Here is a 17,602-nt window from a genome sequence, read left to right on the forward strand (position 1 = left end):
TGCTACCACTGTCCGATATTTTACCGGGATCAGGTGACCATGACCCTCTCGTCACGCCGCGCGGCCGCCGCGCTGGTGTTCCTCGGCATCTCGACGTTCTCGTTCGTCACCGTCGAGGTGCTTCCGATCGGTCTGCTGACCGTCATCGCGGACGACCTCGGGCGGTCCCGCTCGCAGGTCGGCCTGCTCGTCACCGGGTACGCCACGGTCGTCGTACTCGCGTCCATCCCGCTCGCCCGGCTCACCCATCGGCTGCCGCGTCGCCTCGTGCTGGGCAGCACCCTCGGCGTCCTCACCGTCGCCACCGCGCTCTCCGCCGCCGCTCCGACGTACGAGCTGCTGTTCGCGGCCCGGCTGGCGATCGCCCTCGCGCAAGCGTTGTTCTGGGCGATCGCGCCGCCGATCGCGACCAGCCTGTTCCCGCCGGAGCTCCGCGGCCGGGTGGTCGCGCGGCTTGCGATCGGCACCGCACTGGCCCCGATCCTCGGTATCCCGGTCGGCACCTGGCTGGGCGAGCGCGCCGGCTGGCGGGTTCCGTTCATCCTGATGACGCTGCTCGGCGCGGCCGCCTGTGCCGGCATCGTCGCGTTGCTGCCACGCACCGAAGTGCAGGACGGCCCGTCGCGCCGCGGCAGCACACCCGACCTGCGGCGGTACGTCGTACTGATCGTGGCTTCGGCGATCGGGGTCACCGGGTTCCTGACGTACAACACGTACGTCACGCCGTTCCTCCTCGACATCACCGGATTTCCGTCCAGCGCGCTCGGACCGATCCTGCTGGCCAGCGGCGCGGGCGGTCTGGTCGGGACGTTGATCGTCGGGCGGGTCCTCGACAGGTATCCGTGGGGCACCGTGGTCCTGCCGCTCGTCCTGATCACGGTCGGCTTGCTCGCCCTGTACGGCCTGGGCAGCGTGCAGGTGCTGGCCGTCGCGCTGATCGCGGTGATCGGGTTGGCCTTCAGTGGACTGGCCGTGGCCGCGCAGAGCCGGACGCTGCAGGTGGCTCCGGGCAGCACCGACATCGCTTCGGCCGGGATGAGTTCGGCGTTCAACGTCGGGATCGCCGCCGGCGCTTTCGTGGGCGGGGCGCTGATCGACATCACGACCGTCCGGAGTGTGGCGCTGGTCGGCGGGCTGCTGACCGCGATCGCCGCGCTGGTGATGCTGAGCGAGCCGTTGCTCGTCCGTCGGCGGCAGGTCGTGCCAGAGTGCCGCCATGAGCTTCGTGAAGAGCCGGTCTGACGCGCCTCCCGGGTTCTTCGAGGTCGAGGCCGCCGGTCTGCGCTGGCTGCGTGTGTCCGGCGGCGCGCCGGTGGCCGAACCGCTCGACGTCTCTCCCACCCAGCTCACGACAAGGCGGTTGGAGTCCGCTCCACCGACTGCGTCCGCCGCGGAGGACTTCGGTCGGCGCCTGGCCGTCACGCACGACGCCGGCGCCCGCTACTTCGGCGTACCTCCGGACGGGTGGGAGGGCGACGGGTACATCGGGACGCTTCCGCTTCCGCATGCTTCGGAGCCTCCGCGGTCCTGGGGTGAGTTCTACGCGAACCTTCGGCTACGGCCGTACCTGCGAGCTGCTCGCGAGCGCGGTCTTCGGCTGAATGAGTTCGAGGGTGTGTGTCGCCGGTTGGAGGCCGGTACGTACGACGATCCGTCCGACGGACCGTCCCGGATCCACGGTGACCTGTGGTCCGGCAACGTGCTGTGGACGCCGCGCGGAGTACACCTGATCGACCCGGCGGCGCACGGCGGGCATCGCGAGACCGACCTGGCGATGCTCGCGCTCTTCGGATTGCCACAGCTCGATCGGGTGCTCCGCGCGTACGACGAGGCGCATCCACTCGCGGACGGCTGGCGGGACCGGATCGGGTTGCATCAGCTTCATCCGCTGCTGGTGCACGTGGTGCTGTTCGGCGGCGGATACGTGGGTCAAGCGGTGGAGCTGGGGCTGCGGTACTGAGGATGGCGCTGCGCGGTGGTACTGAGGATGGTGCTGCGCGGTGGTACCCGACGGCGGTGCTGCGCGGTGGTATTGAAGCCTCTTGACGTAAAGGCGTGGCCCGCGAACACTCTCGAGCATGATTCCGCACCCCGCGACGCAGCAGCCGCTTCCCGACGAGACCTTCACGCTGACCCCAGACGCCTCCATCGGCAGCACCGATTCCGCCGTTCGGACGATCGCCGAGCGGTTGGCCGCGCAACTCCGCCGCTCCACCGGCTTCGGCCTTCCGGTACGGACCGGCGCCGGCACCATCACGCTGTCCACCGACGGTGCCGACTCGCTCGGCACCGAGGGGTACGAACTGCGCGCCGATTCGTCCGGCGTGACGATCACCGGTGCGACCGCAGAGGGTGTGTTCCGGGGCGTCACCACGCTGCGCCAACTGCTTCCCGCTCAGATCGAGGCGGCTGGGGTGCAGGACGGCCCGTGGGAGATCGCGGGCACGACGATTTCGGACGCCCCGCGGTACGGGTACCGCGGCGTCATGCTCGACGTCACCCGGCACTTCTTCACCGTCGACCAAGTGAAGCGCTTCATCGAGCTCGTGTCGCGGTACAAGATCAACCGGCTGCACCTGCACCTGACCGATGACCAGGGCTGGCGGATCCAGGTCGACTCCTGGCCGCGGCTCACCGAGTACGGCGGCAGTCTGCAGGTCGGCGGCGGCGCGGGCGGTGCCTACACGAAGGCCGACTTCGCCGAGATCGTCCGGTACGCCGGGGAGCACTACATCACTGTCGTACCCGAGATCGACACCCCGGGACACACCAACGCGGCGCTGGCGTCGTACCCGGAACTCACCGCGGACGGCGTCGCGCCCGAGCTGTACACCGGCACGAAGGTCGGGTTCAGCTCGCTGGCGAGCGGCAAGGAGCGGACGTACGAGTTCCTGGCCGACGTGTTCCGTGAGGTCGCCGAGCAGACGTCGGGCGACCTCGTCCACCTCGGCGGCGACGAGGCCCATGTGACGCCGCACGAGGACTACCTGACCTTCGTGCCGAAGGCCGCGCAACTCGTCGTCGACCAGGGCAAGCGCGTGATGGGCTGGCACGAGATCGCCGACGCGCCACTGCCGGCCGGGACGATCGTGCAGTACTGGGGCACGGAGGACGAGAAGGCGCAGGCGCTGGCCGTCAAGGCGGTCGAGCAGGGCGCGACGCTCGTACTCTCGCCCGCCAACCGCGCCTACCTGGACATGAAGTACGACGAGGACACGCCGCTCGGGCTGCAGTGGGCGGGACTGGTCAGCGTGGAGCAGTCCTACGACTGGAACCCGGCGACGCTGATCCCCGGCGTCCCCGCGACCGCCATCGACGGCGTCGAGGCGCCGCTGTGGACGGAAACGCTCGACGACCTGGCGAAGGTCGAGTACATGGTCTTCCCCCGCCTGCCCGGCATCGCCGAACTCGGCTGGTCCCCCGAATCCGCCCTCGATTGGAAGCGATACCGCGACCGCCTGGCCGGCCAGGGCCCTCGATGGGAGGCGCTCGGCGTCAACTATCACCGCTCCGCCGAGATCGACTGGGCCTGACCCCGCTTCGTCGGGGGTGATGCTGCGGCGGGTTGGCTTCGCCGCCCGTCGCGGCCGTCAGGAGGGTGGCGTGAGGACGCGGTCAAGCAGCCAGGCGGTGGTCTCGTCCAGATCCTGCTCGGCGATCGTGTGCAGAGCGACGGTGTGCTGCGTGGGGTTCGGTGCACGGACGTCGCGCACCTCGAGCCGGTACACGTACCGGTCGGGCTGTGGTTGCCCGGAGCCCAGATGTTTGGGGCCCAAGGCATGGACCGCCGCCTCCAGCCGGTCCGCGTCCGGTTGCCCGGTGGTGTCCAGTTCACCCTCCTGGACCAGTCCGGCGAACCCGCCGCTCCGCCGCACCTTGACGATCACTCGCGCCTCCTCGACGTTGCACTCCACGCAACCACACGGACCGCACCCAAAGTGTCCACAGCCGCGCGACACGCCGAGAAATTCGATCAGATTCCTGCGCCCATCACCCGGCGTACCGGCCGATTGTCCTTCGTTGCCAACACCGGAGACCGTTCACCACCTGCGAAACAGCAGGTCGGCGCGGGAATCACGGTCGCCCACCCACCCTCCGGAACCCGAATCCAGCCGGGCACGCAGCGTAACGCCCGGCGACAATCAGCGACACGTGTTTGCCGTCACCCCTACCATCCGCCCGCGAAACGGCTACAGTTATGGCGTTGCAAGTTTGGACTCCCTGAGACTTTTGCTGTGCTGCATGGCCGGTCTGTCGTCTGGGGCCTTTCGGCGACGCGCGGCTCATGAGGTGTGGGTCGCGGATTTTAAATAGCCATCGAGGAGATAGACAATGGCTGTCGGTACTGTCAAGTGGTTCAACGCTGACAAGGGCTTCGGCTTCATCACCCCGGATGACGGTGGCGCGGATGTGTTCGCGCACTACTCGGCCATCCAGATGTCGGGCTTCCGCTCGCTGGACGAGAACCAGCGCGTCGAGTTCGAGATCACCCAGGGCCAGAAGGGCCTGCAGGCGGAGAACATCCGCGCGATCTGATCCCTGGATCGCCCTTCTAGAACCAACGAAGGGGCCGGCACACCAAACGGTGTGCCGGCCCCTTCGCCATTCCCGGCCCACCCGGCACGCCCGTTCCCGCGCGCGGCATTCCCCAGCGCGGACGCTCCGTCGGCGCGGGGGTTCCGCCCGGCGCTGGGGTTCCGCCCGGCGCTGGGGTTCCGCCCGGCACTGGGGTTCCGCCCGGCGTGAACGTACGGCGGGACGAGGGCAGCGGACCGCTCGCGGCCGCCAACGCGTCTTTGTGCACGAGATCCGTACGAAACCACCCCTCGCGTACGGATCTGGTGCACAAAGTGCCGGCGCTCGTACTCGTGTACGTACGGCGCGGAGCTCGTACGGCGCGGCGCTCGTACGACGCGGTGGTCGTACGGCGCGATGGTCGTACGGCGCGATGGTCGTACGGCGCGCACGGGCACTCCCGGCCGCCAACCCGTCTTTGTGCACGAGATCCGTACGAAACCACCCCTCGCATACGGATCTGGTGCACAAAGTGCCGGCGCTCGTACTCGCGTACGTACGGCGCGGTGGTCGCACGACGCGATGGTCGTACAGCGCGGCGGTCGTACGACGCGGTGGACGTACGGCGCGCACGGGCACTCCCGGCCGCCAACGCGACTTTGTGCACGAGATCCGTACGAAACCACCCCTCGCATACGGATCTGGTGCACAAAGTGCCGGCGCTCGTACTCGTTTACGTACGGCGCGGTGGTCGCACGACGCGGTGGTCGTACGACGTGGTGGTCGTACGGCGCGATGGTCGTACGGCGCGATGGTCGTACGGCGCGATGGACGTACGGCGCGATGGACGTACGGCGCGCACGGGCACTCCGGCCGCCAGCGCGACTTTGTGCACGAGATCCGTACGAAACCACCCCTCGCGTACGGATCTGGTGCACAAAGTGCCGACTGTCGCACTCGTTACGTACGGCGCGGCGCTCGTACGACGCGATGGTCGTACAGCGCGGTGGTCGTACGGCGCGGTGGTCGTACGGCGCGAACGTCGTAAGACGCGGGGCTGGTACGCGGCGGACGTGCGGGGCTCGGGGGGCGGCTGGAGCGATCGAGGGGATGGTGAGGCGGCATCCGCATCCCCGAGCTGCCAGTTGTCGGGTGGGGGCTCCACCTTGCGGGGGCTGGGACAGGAAATACCAGGTGCATGCCCACCACAACCTGTTCGCACCCCCGACAGCCGGTCCCGACCACCACACCCCACGACAACCAGTCCCGACCACCACACCCCACGACAACCAGTCCCGACGCCCAGGTCGGTTGGGCCTTGCCGCCACCGGTACGCATCCAGCGCCTGACCCGTTCCGATCGCCATGCCCTGTTGACACAACGCGGTTCTTGGCGGGGTCGTACTGCGTGGCCGGCGCTGGAGGCGGACGGCAAGTATCTGGTGAGCTTGCGGGCTGACCGTTGCGTCGCGGGGATTTAGCGGAGGGTCGGGAGGAGGGTGGCCACTTGTTCCAGGACTCTTTCGGTGCCGGCGTAGGGGCCGTCGGGGCGGGGCCAGTGGGTGATGACGTCGGTGAAGCCGAGGGCGGCGGCTCGGGTTACTGCTTCTTCGAAGGCGGCTGGGCTGGAGAGGGCGTAGACGGTGGAGTCGAGCGAGAGGTAACGGTCGAAGGGGCGGTCGTCGGAACGCCGGGCGAGGTGGTCGTCGAGGCGGCGGGTCAGGTCGGCTACCGACTTGAACCAGCTGTCCAGGTCGTCGCCTGCTCCCCCGGTGGTCACCCAGCCATCGCCATGCTCAGCGGCGAAGCGGACGGATCGCGGACCGTTGCCGGCGAGGATCAGCGGTACGCGCGGTTGCTGCACGCAGCCCGGTAGCGTGCGGGCGTTGCGCGTCTCGTAGTACTCCCCCTTGAACGTGACGCCATCCGTGGTGAGCAGCGTGTCCAGCAGTCCGACGAACTCCTCGTACCGGTCCTGGCGCTGCCGCGGGGTGAGTTCCGGTCCGCCCTGGATCGTCGCGTCGAGGCTGCCGCCGGCGCCGATGCCGCAGCGGAAGCGGCCGTCGGAGACGTCGTCGATCGCGAGGATTTCGCGGGTCAGTGCGAGCGGGTGGCGGAAGTTCGGCGAAGTGACGAAGGTGCCGAGTTTGATCGTGGAGGTGGCAAGCGCGGCCGCTGTCAGGGTCGGCGTCGTTCCGTACCACGGTGAGTCTTGCAGGCCGGCCCAGGTGAGGTGGTCGTACGTCCACGCGTGGTCGAAGCCGAACTCCTCCGCGCGGCGCCAACGCGGTGCGGCGTCACGCCAGCGGTACTCCGGCAAGATCGCGATCCCAAAACGCATGTTCGCACCCTAACGATGTACCGCCCCACCGAGGCCCCGCCCCCAGCGGCACTGCGAGCTGTGCGCTGCGCACGAGACAGGAGGGTTGCGCACACCTGATGTGGCGCAGGGTAACGATGTGCCATCGGCGGTGTGTCCGAGACCACGATTGTTGCGTTTTGCCACGATCTTCGACACGGTCGGAGGACACTTTCCCCCATGTGACAGAACGGAGGCGCGCCGAAGCGAGGCGTGACGTACCTGTGGCCATCGATTTCGACAGCCCAACAGACACCAACCACGCAGCACCAGAGCACGCAGCACATCCCGCAATCGCAAGTCCACCCCCGCCCGGCAGCCGAAGTCGCGGCTCCGGGCTCGACCGCATCACCTTCGGGGTCAGTGCGGTCGTCGCCCTGGCCTTCGTCGCCTGGGGCATCGTCGACACCGCCGGTCTCGGCACAGCGTCGACCTCGGCCCTCGGATGGGTCGAACAGAACACCGGCTGGCTGTTCGTCCTGCTGGCCTCCGCCTTCGTCGTCTACGTGATCTGGCTGGCCGCCGGACGCTACGGGCGGATCCCGCTCGGCCGGGACGACGAGGAACCCGAGTTCAAGACCGTGTCGTGGGTCGCGATGATGTTCAGCGCCGGAATGGGCATCGGACTGATGTTCTTCGGCGTGAGCGAGCCGCTCTCGCACTTCACCAGTCCCCCGCCCGGCACTGTCGAGGGCGGGTCGCCGCAGGCCCTCGAGACCGCGATGGCAACCACGCTGTTCCACTGGACGCTGCACCCGTGGGCGATCTACGCCGTCGTCGGCATCGCGATCGCGTACGGGACGTTCCGGCGCGGGCGGTCGCAGCTCATCAGCGCGGCGTTCGCTCCGTTGCTCGGTCGCCGTACCGAGGGACCGATCGGCAAGGTCATCGACAGCTTGGCGATCTTCGCGACGCTGTTCGGGTCGGCCGCGTCGCTCGGACTCGGCGCGCTGCAGATCGGGTCCGGCGTCCAGATCCTCGGCTGGATGGACAACACCGGCAACGGCGTCCTGGTCGGCATCATCGCGGTGCTGACCGCGGCGTTCGTCGCGTCGGCGGTGTCCGGCGTTGCCAAGGGCATCCAATGGCTGTCGAACATCAACATGGTGCTGGCCGTCGTCCTCGCGGTGTTCGTGTTCGTCGTCGGCCCGACGGTGCTGATCCTCAACCTGGTCCCGACCGCGGTCGGCGACTACTTCCGCGATCTGGCCGAGATGGCCGCGCGGACCGAGGCGAGCGGCGGCGACGCGATGGCGAAGTGGCTGTCCGGCTGGACGGTCTTCTACTGGGCCTGGTGGATCTCGTGGACGCCGTTCGTCGGGATGTTCATCGCGCGGATCAGCCGTGGCCGCACGATCCGGCAGTTCGTGACCGGTGTCCTCCTGGTGCCGTCGCTGGTCAGCCTGCTGTGGTTCTGCATCTTCGGCGGTACGGCGATCGACATCCAGCGCGGCGGTACCGACATTGCGGGCGCGTCGACGACCGAGGGTCAGCTGTTCGGCATGCTCGACCAGATCCCGCTCAGCGCGATCACCACGGTGATCGTCGTCGTCCTGGTCGCGATCTTCTTCGTGTCCGGTGCGGACGCCGCGTCGATCGTGATGGGCACGCTGTCCGAACACGGTGCGATCGAACCGAAGAAGCCGCTGGTGATCTTCTGGGGTGTGCTGACCGGTGCGGTCGCGGCGGTGACGCTGGTGGCCGGCAAGGGCGGTGATGCCTTGCAAGGCCTGCAGAACGTCACGATCGTCGCGGCACTGCCGTTCGCGGTCGTCATGATCGGCCTGGCCGTCGCGCTGGCGAAGGATCTGCGGACGGACCCGTTGATGCTGCGTCGCGAGATCGGCTCGGAGGCGGTCGAGGCGGCGGTCATCGAAGGCGTCTCCCAGCACGGCGACGACTTCGCCCTCGTCGTCTGCAACGGCACCGGCAACGGAGACGGCAACGGCAACGGAAGCGGCAACGGCGGCACCGCCGGAACTGCCGTACCCGAGTCACCGCAACCGCAGGACGCCGTACCGCAACCGAAACCGCAACCGAAACCGCGACCCAAGCCGCGGCCGCAGGACTAGGCCCGCTAGCGGGACGGCGTAGGGAACGTGGCCAAGGAACTGGTACCGATGCTCCCCAGCCACACCCTCCCGTCCCGCTCGCGCACACCGGTCGGCATGTGGAAGTCGGGGTGCTTGCCACGCAGGTCGTGGACCAGGCGCCCCGACTCGTCGTACGCCTGGATCTCGATGACGTCGGCCGCCTTCGGCTTCAGCGCCTCCGGCAGCGCCCACACCACCTTGCGCAGCGCCGGATGCCGGGGCAGCAGAACATCGAGTACGGCGTTGCGCGGCGACCCGACCGCCACCCAGATCAGCCCGTCGGACCCGCGGGCGATGTTGTCCGGAAGCCCCGGGATCGTGGCGATCTGCACCGGCTCGGCGCCGTCGACGGTCAGGTCGAGCTTGTACAGCCCGTACGTCCCGGTCTCGGCCCAGAACAACGTACCGCGGTCCGCACTGAGCGCGACGCCGTTCGGGAAGGCGCGCCCGGTCGCCAGTCGCGTCACCGCACCGTCCGGGGTACGGCGGTACACGCTGCCGGTCGTGCTGTGTTCGAGGAGGTCGGCCATCCACTCGTCGATCCCGAACCGGGTCGACGAGTCGGTGAAGTAGATCGTGCCGTCCTCGGTGACGTCCGCGTTGTTGCAGAACCGCATCGGGCGGCCGTCGATCTCGGTCAGCAGCGTCGAGATCCGGTGGTCCCGGTCCAGCGTCAGCAGACCTCGGTTCGCGTCGCAGATCAGCACCTTGCCGTCCGGCAGCCACTCGAGGCCGAGCGGCCGGCCGCCGGTGTCCGCGAGCGTGCTGATCGTCCGGCCGTCGGCGCTCACGCGCAGGATGCGGCCGTCGTACAGCCCGGTGAGGACGCTGCCGTCGGAGTCGATCAACGTGTCCTCAGGGCCCTTGCCCGGCATCATGACGACATCGACCGCGATCGCCGTCGGCGTGCGGGCCGGCGGCGTCGGCGGCGGAGTCCAGCGAACCGGTGCGATCGACGACTTCATGCCGCCGACCCTAGCGCGCCGCAGCCATCCTGCTACACCCGGTGCCGGCACCGGGAAGCGCAACAGCCCGGGCCGACAGAAATCGGTCCGGGCTGTCCGGGCTGTCGCTAGAAGATGACCTCGCCGCGGGCGCGACGGGCGCGCAGGCGCTCGAGGGCCTCGTCGAGGATCTCCTGGGCCTCCTGCTCGGAGCGGCGCTCCTTCACATAGGCCAGGTGCGTCTTGTAGGGCTCGATCTTCGGAGGCGGGGGCGGGTTGTTCACATCGGTGCTGGTCGGGAGACCGCACCGGGGACAGTCCCACTCCTCCGGGATGGACGCGTCGACGGCGAACCAGGTCGCGGTCTCGTGCCCGTTCGCGCAGAAGAACACGATGCGCTGCCGGGGCGCGGTGTCACCGCGCTCCGCCTCGCCCATCGGTCCGGCGCCCACCCGGCTGCCACGAATCGCACTGCCACCACCAGCCACGGGAACCTACTCCCCTCAGCCGAGCTTGTAGAGCAGGCCGAGCGCGACGATGGCGGCGAACCAGATCAGCCCGACACCGATGGTGATCCGGTCCAGGTTGCGCTCGGCGACCGACGAGCCGCCCAGGCTGGACGACACACCGCCACCGAACAGATCCGACAGACCGCCACCGCGGCCCTTGTGCAGCAGCACGAGCAGCGTCAGGAACAGGCTGCAGACGATCACGATGATCGAGAATGCGAGAATCACGAGGAGTAGCCTAACTGAAGGTCCAGGTAACGGCAGATACCGGCGAACTCGTCCACCTGAAGGCTCGCGCCTCCGACCAGGCAGCCGTCGACATCCGGTTGGGCCATGATGCCACCTGCGCTGGCCATCTTCACCGATCCACCGTAAAGAATCCGTACCGAGTCGGCGACCGAGGGTGAAACGGTCTCCTCGATCCGGGCCCGGATCGCCGCGATGACCTCCTGCGCGTCCTCCGGCGTGGCCACCTCGCCGGTGCCGATCGCCCAGACCGGCTCGTACGCGATGACGACCTTGCGGACGTCGTCCTGCTTCAGGCCGGCCAGTCCGGCGTCGACCTGCCCGAGGCAGTGTTCGACATGACCGTTCGCCTTGCGGATCTCCAGCCCCTCGCCGACGCACATGATCGGGGTCAGCCCGGCCTCGAGCGCCTTCGCGGTCTTGGCGTTGACGAGCTCGTCGGTCTCGTGGTGGTACTGCCGGCGCTCGGAGTGCCCGGTCAGCACGTAGGTGCAGCCGAGCTTGGTGAGCATCGACGCCGAGATCTCGCCGGTGTACGCGCCGGCGTCATGCTTGGACACGTCCTGGGCGCCGTACTTGATCTTCATCCGGTCACCGTCGACGAGCGTCTGCACGCTGCGGATGTCGGTGAACGGCGGCAGCACCGCCACCTCGACCCGGTCGAAGTCGTGCTTCTTGTCCTGCAGCGTCCACGACAGCTTCTGCAGCAGGTGCACGGCCTCGACGTGGTTGAGGTTCATTTTCCAGTTGCCCGCCATCAGCGGCGTACGGGCAGCATCTGCCATGAGTGTCAGTCCTCTTCCAGTACCGCGAGACCCGGGAGCTCCTTGCCCTCCAGGTATTCCAGCGACGCGCCGCCACCGGTGGAGATGTGGCCGAACGCGTCGTCGGCGAAGCCTAGCTGCCGGACGGCGGCCGCGGAGTCACCGCCGCCGACGACGCTCAGGCCGTCCACCTCGGTCAACGCCTGCGCGACGGCCTTGGTTCCGCCGGCGAAGGCCGCCATCTCGAAGACACCCATCGGGCCGTTCCAGAAGACTGTCTTCGCGTCGGCGATCGCGGTCGCGAACGCCTTGCCGGACTCCGGGCCGATGTCCAGCCCGAGCTGGTCGGCGGGGATCGCGTCGGCCGCGACCACGGTGGCCGGGGAGTCGGCCTTGAACTCGGGCGCGACCACGATGTCGGTCGGCAGCACGATCTTCTCGCCGGTGTCCTTCAGGTAGCCGCGGACGATGTCCAGCTGGTCCTCCTCGAGGAGGCTCTTGCCGACCTCGTGGCCCTGCGCCTTGAGGAACGTGAAGACCATCCCGCCGCCGATCAGCAACTTGTCGGCCTTGGCGATCAGGTTGTCGATCACCGCGAGCTTGTCCGACACCTTGGCGCCGCCGAGGACGACGACGTACGGGCGGGCCGGGTCCTCGGTGAGCTTCTTGAGTACGTCGACCTCGGCGAGCACCAGACCGCCGGCCGCGTGCGGCAGCTTGCGCGCCACGTCGTACACACTGGCCTGCTTGCGGTGCACGACACCGAAACCGTCGCTGACGAACACGTCCGCGAGTGCAGCCAGCTCGTCGGCCAGCGCAGCACGCTCGGACTCGTCCTTGCTCTCCTCGCGCGGGTCGTACCGCACGTTCTCGAGCAGCAGGACCTCACCCTCGTCCAGATCCTGTACGGCGGACTGCGCCGCGTCACCGGTGACGTCGGTGGCGAAGTGCACGGTGATGCCCTCGGGCCGGAGCAGCTCGCCGAGCCGCTTGGCCACCGGGGCCAGCGTGAACTCCGGCTTCGGCTCGCCCTTCGGACGGCCGAGGTGCGCGGTCACGATCACCTTCGCGCCGGCCTTCGCGAGCTTGATCAGCGTCGGCAGCGAGGCCCGGATGCGGCCGTCGTCGCCGATCACCTCGTCCTTGATCGGCACGTTCAGGTCGGAGCGGACCAGCACCCGCTGACCGGCCAGGTCGCCGAGGTCTTCAATGGTCTTCACAGTTCAGCTTCCTCGGGTGAACGAGCTTGCGCCCGAAAGAACACCAGGGCTCTCCGGGCGCAAGCAGGTGGACTGCAGCGGACCTCGGTCAGAGCGAGGCGCCGATGTGCTTGACCAGGTCGACGAGGCGGTTCGAGTAGCCCCACTCGTTGTCGTACCAGCCGTACACCTTGACCTGGTTGCCGATGACCTTGGTGATCGGCGCGTCGTAGATGCAGGACGCCGGGTCGGTGACGATGTCCGAGGACACGATCGGGTCCTCGCTGTAGCGCAGGATGCCCTTGAACGGCCCCTCGGCGGCGGCGCGGTAGGCCTCGTTCACCTCGTCGACGCTGACCTCACGGGAGACGTCGACGGTCAGGTCGGTGATCGAGCCGGTCGGCACCGGGACGCGCAGCGAGTAACCGTCCAGCTTGCCGTTCAGCTCCGGCAGCACCAGGCCGATCGCCTTCGCGGCACCGGTCGAGGTCGGCACCACGTTCAGCGCGGCGGCGCGGGCGCGGCGCAGGTCCTTGTGCGGGCCGTCCTGCAGGTTCTGGTCCTGGGTGTACGCGTGGATCGTGGTCATCAGACCCTTTTCGATCGTGAACGCGTCGTGCAGCACCTTCGCCAGCGGGGCCAGGCAGTTCGTGGTGCAGGACGCGTTCGAGATCACGGTGTGCTTGTCCGCGTCGTACAGCTCGTGGTTGATGCCCATCACCACGGTCAGGTCCTCGTTCTTCGCCGGGGCGGAGATGATGACCTTCTTGGCGCCGTTGTCGGCGTGCGTCTTGGCCTTGGTGGCGTCGGTGAAGAAGCCCGTGGACTCGATCACGACGTCGGCGCCGACGTCGGACCACTTGAGGTTGGCCGGGTCGCGCTCGGCGAACGCCTTGAAGGTGTGACCGGCGACGGTGATGTCGTCCTCGGTCGCCGAGACCTCACCCGGGTACGGGCCCAGGATCGAGTCGTACTTCAGCAGGTGCGCAAGAGTCTGGTTGTCGGTCAGGTCGTTGACGGCGACGACCTCGATGTCGGCACCGGACGCCTGCACGGCGCGGAAGAAGTTACGGCCGATGCGGCCGAAGCCGTTGATACCTACGCGTACGGTCACGGGACTACGTCTCCTCTGAACTGGCTTTGCGTTGCCGCTACAGGTCGAACACTAACCCAAGAGCCCACTCGACCAACTGGTAGCGTCCAGATGAGACCACCGGTAATTTTTCACGCCTCCAGACCAGACCACTTGCTGGTACGCAGAACGATGCCCTTCCGAAACCTCCCTCCGGAAAACCCCGCCCGCTGATCAGCCGCCAGCCACCAGTAACCAGGCCACCTTCCACACCGCCGGTCGCCCACACACACACACACACACACACCACCCGGTCACCTTCCACACCAGCAGGTCACCTTCCACAGACGCGGTCGACCTCCCCCAGGCAATGCCCTGTGCAAGGTCACCCCCGCCTGCGCTAGATCACCGGCGCGTGTGCGAAGTCACCGTTGTCCGTGCAAGGTCACCTTCCACACCAGCAGGTCACCTTCCACCAGGCACGGTCGACCTCCCACAGGCAATGCCCTGTGCAAGGTCACCGGCGCCTGTGCACGGCCACCGTTGTCCGTGCGAAGTCACCGTTGTCCGTGCGAAGTCACCGTTGTCCGTGCAAGGTCACCCCCGCGCCACCAGGTCACCTTCCACGCCACCTGGTGACGTTCCACAGACGTGGTCGACCTGCACCAAGCCAAGGTGACCTTCCACAAGCAATGCCCTGTGTAAGGTCAGCCCCGCCTCGGCAAGGTCATCACCGCCTCGGCAAGGTCATCACCGCCTGGGCAAGGGCACCGCCGCGGATGCGATCCCGGTCAGGCCGGGTCGAGCATTTCCGGGGTCAGGTTGGCTTCGGTGTTCGGGATGCCGAGGTCGGCGGCGCGCTTGTCGGCCATCGCGAGCAGGCGGCGGATCCGGCCGGCCACGGCGTCCTTGGTGAGGGCCGGTTCGTGCAGCTGGCCGAGCTCCTCGAGGCTGGCCTGCTTGTGCTCCAGCCGCAGCTTGCCGGCCACCTGCAGGTGGTCCGGTACGTCGTCGCCGAGGATCTCGAGCGCCCGCTCGACGCGCGCCCCGGCGGCTACCGCGGCCCGGGCGGAGCGGCGCAGGTTCGCGTCGTCGAAGTTCGCCAGCCGGTTCGCCGTCGCGCGCACCTCGCGGCGCATCCGGCGCTCCTCCCACGCCAGCACCGACTCGTGCGCACCGAGCCGGGTCAGCAGCGCGCCGATCGCGTCGCCGTCGCGGATCACCACGCGGTCGACGTTGCGCACCTCGCGGGCCTTCGAGCCGATGCCGAGCCGCCGGGCCGCACCGACCAGCGCGAGCGCCGCCTCCGGCCCTGGGCAGGTCACCTCGAGCGAGGACGACCGGCCGGGCTCGGTCAGCGAGCCGTGGGCCAGGAACGCACCGCGCCAGGCCGCCACCGCATCGCAGGACGCCCCGGACACGACCGCCGGCGGCAGCCCGCGGACCGGACGGCCGCGGTTGTCCACCAGGCCGGTCTGGCGCGCGAGCGCGTCACCGTCACGGACGACGCGAACGACGTACTTCGTCTGCTTGCGGATCCCGGACGGGGAGATCACCACCACGTCCGACGGGTGCCCGAAGATCTCGGCGATGTCCTTGCGCAGCCGCCGTGCCGCCGCTCCGCTGTCCAGTTCGGCCTCGACGACGATCCGCCCGGACACCAGATGCAGTCCCCCGGCGAACCGCAGGATCGACGAGACCTCGGCCTTGCGGCAACACGGTTTCGTCACCTGAATACTGGTCAGCTCGGACTTCACCTGTGCTGTCATCGCCATAGAAAGCATCCTCCCACCCGTGTCAAAGACCCTTGGATCACCAACGGGTGGGCAATCCCCCGGTTACGGCAGTGACGGGCGCTGCAACCTTCCGCGGTACGGGCTGCGTTACCCCGGCGACATCCTGAGAGGAGGGGCATGAAGGCTCCCGACGAAGCCGAGTTCACCGAGTTCGCGGCGAACTCGATCCGCCGGCTGCGCAGAACGGCGTACCTGATGTGCGGCGACTGGCACCGGGCGGAGGACGCGGCCCAGGACGCGCTGGTGAAGGTGTACCGCCGCTGGCACCGGATCGACCGCACCCAAGGGCTGAACGGGTACGCGCAGAAGTGCCTGGTCACCGCGGTGTTCGATCAGGCCAGGCGGCCGTGACGCCGCGAACGGCTGGTCGACGCCGACGACCCACCCGCGTATCCCGCCGATGCGATCGGCACCGTCGACGACCGGATGCTGGTCGTCGACGGTGCTCGCAGCGCTGCCACCGAGCCAACGGGCCTGCGTGGTCCTGCGGCACTACGCCGACCTCAGCCTCGAACAGACCGCCGACATCCTCGGTATCGGGGTCGGCGGTGTGAAGAGCCAGACCTCGCGCGGCCTGACCCGGTTGCGCGAACTCCTCGACCAGAACGAAAGGAGCGCCTCGTGACCCTCGACCGGGACATCGAACGGCTGCTGGCAACCGCGGCCGACGACACCGATCAGCCACTCACCACCGACGTCGACGAGGTGCTCGTCCGCGCTCGGCGCTCGGCCCGCAGGAGCCGCATCGCGACGCTCTCGACCGCCGTCCTCACCACCGGCGTGATCATCGCGGGTGTCACCACCTGGTCCGCCAACCGCAGCGAGAGCATCGCTCCGGCCGGCGACCCGGGCATCACGGTCGACCCGACCACCGGCCGCGTCGTCGACAACGAGACCGGGCACGTCGCCGCGGCACCCCCCGCGGTCAGCCCGCTGTCGGACGCCGAAGTGCTGCGTCGCTGCCGGCCGTACGACGTCGAGTACGTCGAGGCCATGAAGGAACGCGGGGCCAACGCGTTCGACACCGCGGGCGCGATCGACGGCCGGTGGAAGGTGGTCGTGAAGAGCGGCGACCAGCAACGGCTGCAGGCACTGTTCCTGGCACCCGATCGATCGTCTCCACCTGCACAATGGAAGGTGCGGACAAGCCCAAGACGAACGGCCGCTACAGCACGACGCAGGGCTTCGCCAAGGATCCCAGCGGAGCAGCCGAGAAGCAGCCACAGTCGGTCGCGAGCAACGTCCAGCTCCCGGTGTCCGGCGTCGCTCGAATCCTGGTGGACTTGGCCGGCGAGCAATCGCCGCGACAGGCCCTGGTCGGCACCGGCGGCTTCTTCAGCCTCGGATATCCCAACTGGGCGGAGTACCGGCTGCCGACGCCGGACGCCAAGGGCCGGACCCGTCCGCCCGAGCCGACCGTGCAACGCGTCCGCGGGTACGACGCGGACGGCCGGCGGATCTACGAATGGAAGTACCAGCCACCCGAGCTGCCGAAGCAGAAGAGCGTGCCCGCGGACCGGAAGATCGACGTCCCGGAACCGATCACCCCTGAGGTCGTGCTGACGAAGGACCCGGCGACCGGCCGGGCGTTGCTGCCGAAGCCACCGGTCAGCCCGTTGAGCGACGACGCGATCCGGACGCGGTGCAAGAAGCCCGACGAGGCGTACTTCAAGAACGGCGGACCACAGGTCGGTCAGGACTCCCGGACCTACGACGCCGGCAAGATCTCCGCCGACTGGAAGGTGGTCCTGAAGACCGGAACCGGGATCGACTTGACCGCGCTGCTGGTCTCCCCCGGCGACAACGTCGTGATGTGGTGCCACATGTACACCAAGGCCGACTCGTACGACTACGCCCGGGCCGCGGTGCCGGCGAACGGGAAGTTCGGGATCGGCATGGAGTGGGGCCAGGTGCCGGACGGTGTCGCGCAAGTCATCGTCGACCTGCCGACCGGTCCGGTGCCGGCGCTGGTCTCCAACGGCTACTTCATCTGGGGACTCACCGGCGGCAACTCCGACATCAAGAACGTCCGGATCCGCGGCTTCAACGCCCAGGGCAAGCAGGTGTACGACGCCAAGCACGACGTCGACGCCAGCTGACCCCGGG

At 68.5% G+C, this 17,602-nt stretch carries 19 protein-coding genes; 8 read left to right on the forward strand and 11 right to left on the reverse strand.

Annotated features, from left to right (window positions below):
• Positions 1-39: 39 nt before the first annotated feature.
• From AB0B82_RS10605 to AB0B82_RS10615, 3 genes are all read left to right on the forward strand, one after another.
• On the forward strand, positions 40-1,242 hold the full coding sequence (locus AB0B82_RS10605; RefSeq protein WP_360165018.1) for an MFS transporter: 1,203 nt from the start codon (positions 40-42) through the stop codon (positions 1,240-1,242).
• The gene (locus tag AB0B82_RS10610) at positions 1,217-1,960 is read left to right on the forward strand and encodes a fructosamine kinase family protein (RefSeq protein ID WP_360164900.1); all 744 of its coding nucleotides are present in this window, start codon (positions 1,217-1,219) and stop codon (positions 1,958-1,960) included. The genes AB0B82_RS10605 and AB0B82_RS10610 overlap by 26 nt, the downstream gene beginning before the upstream one ends.
• A 118-nt stretch (positions 1,961-2,078) precedes the next feature.
• A complete protein-coding gene (locus AB0B82_RS10615) occupies positions 2,079-3,533 on the forward strand; it encodes a beta-N-acetylhexosaminidase (RefSeq protein WP_360164902.1) in 1,455 nt (484 codons plus the stop codon).
• Positions 3,534-3,590: 57 nt separating this feature from the next.
• On the opposite strand, the gene AB0B82_RS10620 is transcribed toward AB0B82_RS10615, so the two are convergent.
• Entirely contained in the window at positions 3,591-3,887 is a 297-nt protein-coding gene (locus tag AB0B82_RS10620) for a protealysin inhibitor emfourin (RefSeq protein ID WP_360164904.1), read from the reverse strand.
• A gap of 445 nt (positions 3,888-4,332) precedes the next feature.
• On the opposite strand from AB0B82_RS10620, the gene AB0B82_RS10625 reads away from it, so the two are divergent.
• The gene (locus AB0B82_RS10625; protein WP_134100749.1) at positions 4,333-4,536 is read left to right on the forward strand and encodes a cold-shock protein; all 204 of its coding nucleotides are present in this window, start codon (positions 4,333-4,335) and stop codon (positions 4,534-4,536) included.
• Between the two features lie 712 nt (positions 4,537-5,248).
• Here the strand turns inward: AB0B82_RS10625 and AB0B82_RS10630 are convergent.
• Together AB0B82_RS10630 and AB0B82_RS10635 are read right to left on the reverse strand one after the other, a co-directional pair.
• A complete protein-coding gene (locus tag AB0B82_RS10630) occupies positions 5,249-5,410 on the reverse strand; it encodes a hypothetical protein (protein WP_360164906.1) in 162 nt (53 codons plus the stop codon).
• Between the two features lie 581 nt (positions 5,411-5,991).
• Positions 5,992-6,855 (reverse strand): LLM class flavin-dependent oxidoreductase, encoded by an 864-nt coding sequence (locus AB0B82_RS10635; protein ID WP_360164908.1) that lies wholly within the window; start codon positions 6,853-6,855, stop codon positions 5,992-5,994.
• Between the two features lie 242 nt (positions 6,856-7,097).
• Here AB0B82_RS10635 and AB0B82_RS10640 point away from each other — a divergent pair, with 242 nt between their 5' ends.
• On the forward strand, positions 7,098-8,945 hold the full coding sequence (locus tag AB0B82_RS10640; RefSeq protein WP_360164910.1) for a BCCT family transporter: 1,848 nt from the start codon (positions 7,098-7,100) through the stop codon (positions 8,943-8,945).
• A 5-nt stretch (positions 8,946-8,950) separates the two neighbouring features.
• Here the strand turns inward: AB0B82_RS10640 and AB0B82_RS10645 are convergent, their stop codons facing one another.
• From AB0B82_RS10645 to whiA, 7 genes are all read right to left on the reverse strand, one after another.
• A complete protein-coding gene (locus tag AB0B82_RS10645) occupies positions 8,951-9,931 on the reverse strand; it encodes an SMP-30/gluconolactonase/LRE family protein (protein WP_360164912.1) in 981 nt (326 codons plus the stop codon).
• Positions 9,932-10,038: 107 nt separating this feature from the next.
• Positions 10,039-10,398, reverse strand: a complete 360-nt coding sequence (locus AB0B82_RS10650) for an RNA polymerase-binding protein RbpA (protein WP_360164914.1) — start codon at positions 10,396-10,398, stop codon at positions 10,039-10,041.
• Between the two features lie 15 nt (positions 10,399-10,413).
• Positions 10,414-10,647 (reverse strand): preprotein translocase subunit SecG, encoded by a 234-nt coding sequence (gene secG / locus AB0B82_RS10655; protein ID WP_167211166.1) that lies wholly within the window; start codon positions 10,645-10,647, stop codon positions 10,414-10,416.
• Positions 10,644-11,450: a triose-phosphate isomerase gene (tpiA, locus tag AB0B82_RS10660; protein WP_360164916.1), complete on the reverse strand. Its 807-nt coding sequence runs from the start codon at positions 11,448-11,450 to the stop codon at positions 10,644-10,646. The genes secG and tpiA overlap by 4 nt, the downstream gene beginning before the upstream one ends.
• A gap of 5 nt (positions 11,451-11,455) precedes the next feature.
• Positions 11,456-12,649 (reverse strand): phosphoglycerate kinase, encoded by a 1,194-nt coding sequence (locus AB0B82_RS10665; protein WP_360164918.1) that lies wholly within the window; start codon positions 12,647-12,649, stop codon positions 11,456-11,458.
• 88 nt (positions 12,650-12,737) lie between these two features.
• Entirely contained in the window at positions 12,738-13,742 is a 1,005-nt protein-coding gene (gene gap, locus AB0B82_RS10670; RefSeq protein WP_360164920.1) for a type I glyceraldehyde-3-phosphate dehydrogenase, read from the reverse strand.
• A 749-nt stretch (positions 13,743-14,491) separates the two neighbouring features.
• Positions 14,492-15,475, reverse strand: coding sequence for a DNA-binding protein WhiA (gene whiA / locus AB0B82_RS10675; protein WP_167211148.1), 984 nt, complete (start codon positions 15,473-15,475; stop codon positions 14,492-14,494).
• Between the two features lie 138 nt (positions 15,476-15,613).
• Here whiA and AB0B82_RS10680 point away from each other — a divergent pair, with 138 nt between their 5' ends.
• On the forward strand, positions 15,614-15,847 hold the full coding sequence (locus tag AB0B82_RS10680) for a sigma factor (RefSeq protein ID WP_360164922.1): 234 nt from the start codon (positions 15,614-15,616) through the stop codon (positions 15,845-15,847).
• Between the two features lie 49 nt (positions 15,848-15,896).
• Positions 15,897-16,121: a sigma factor-like helix-turn-helix DNA-binding protein gene (locus AB0B82_RS10685; RefSeq protein WP_360164924.1), complete on the forward strand. Its 225-nt coding sequence runs from the start codon at positions 15,897-15,899 to the stop codon at positions 16,119-16,121.
• Between the two features lie 52 nt (positions 16,122-16,173).
• On the opposite strand, the gene AB0B82_RS10690 is transcribed toward AB0B82_RS10685, so the two are convergent.
• Positions 16,174-16,491 (reverse strand): hypothetical protein, encoded by a 318-nt coding sequence (locus tag AB0B82_RS10690; protein WP_360164926.1) that lies wholly within the window; start codon positions 16,489-16,491, stop codon positions 16,174-16,176.
• A gap of 135 nt (positions 16,492-16,626) precedes the next feature.
• Here AB0B82_RS10690 and AB0B82_RS10695 point away from each other — a divergent pair, with 135 nt between their 5' ends.
• On the forward strand, positions 16,627-17,595 hold the full coding sequence (locus tag AB0B82_RS10695) for a hypothetical protein (RefSeq protein WP_360164928.1): 969 nt from the start codon (positions 16,627-16,629) through the stop codon (positions 17,593-17,595).
• The last annotated feature ends 7 nt before the right edge of the window (positions 17,596-17,602 follow it).

Source organism: Kribbella sp. NPDC048915, from assembly GCF_040649595.1.
Classification (GTDB): domain Bacteria; phylum Actinomycetota; class Actinomycetes; order Propionibacteriales; family Kribbellaceae; genus Kribbella.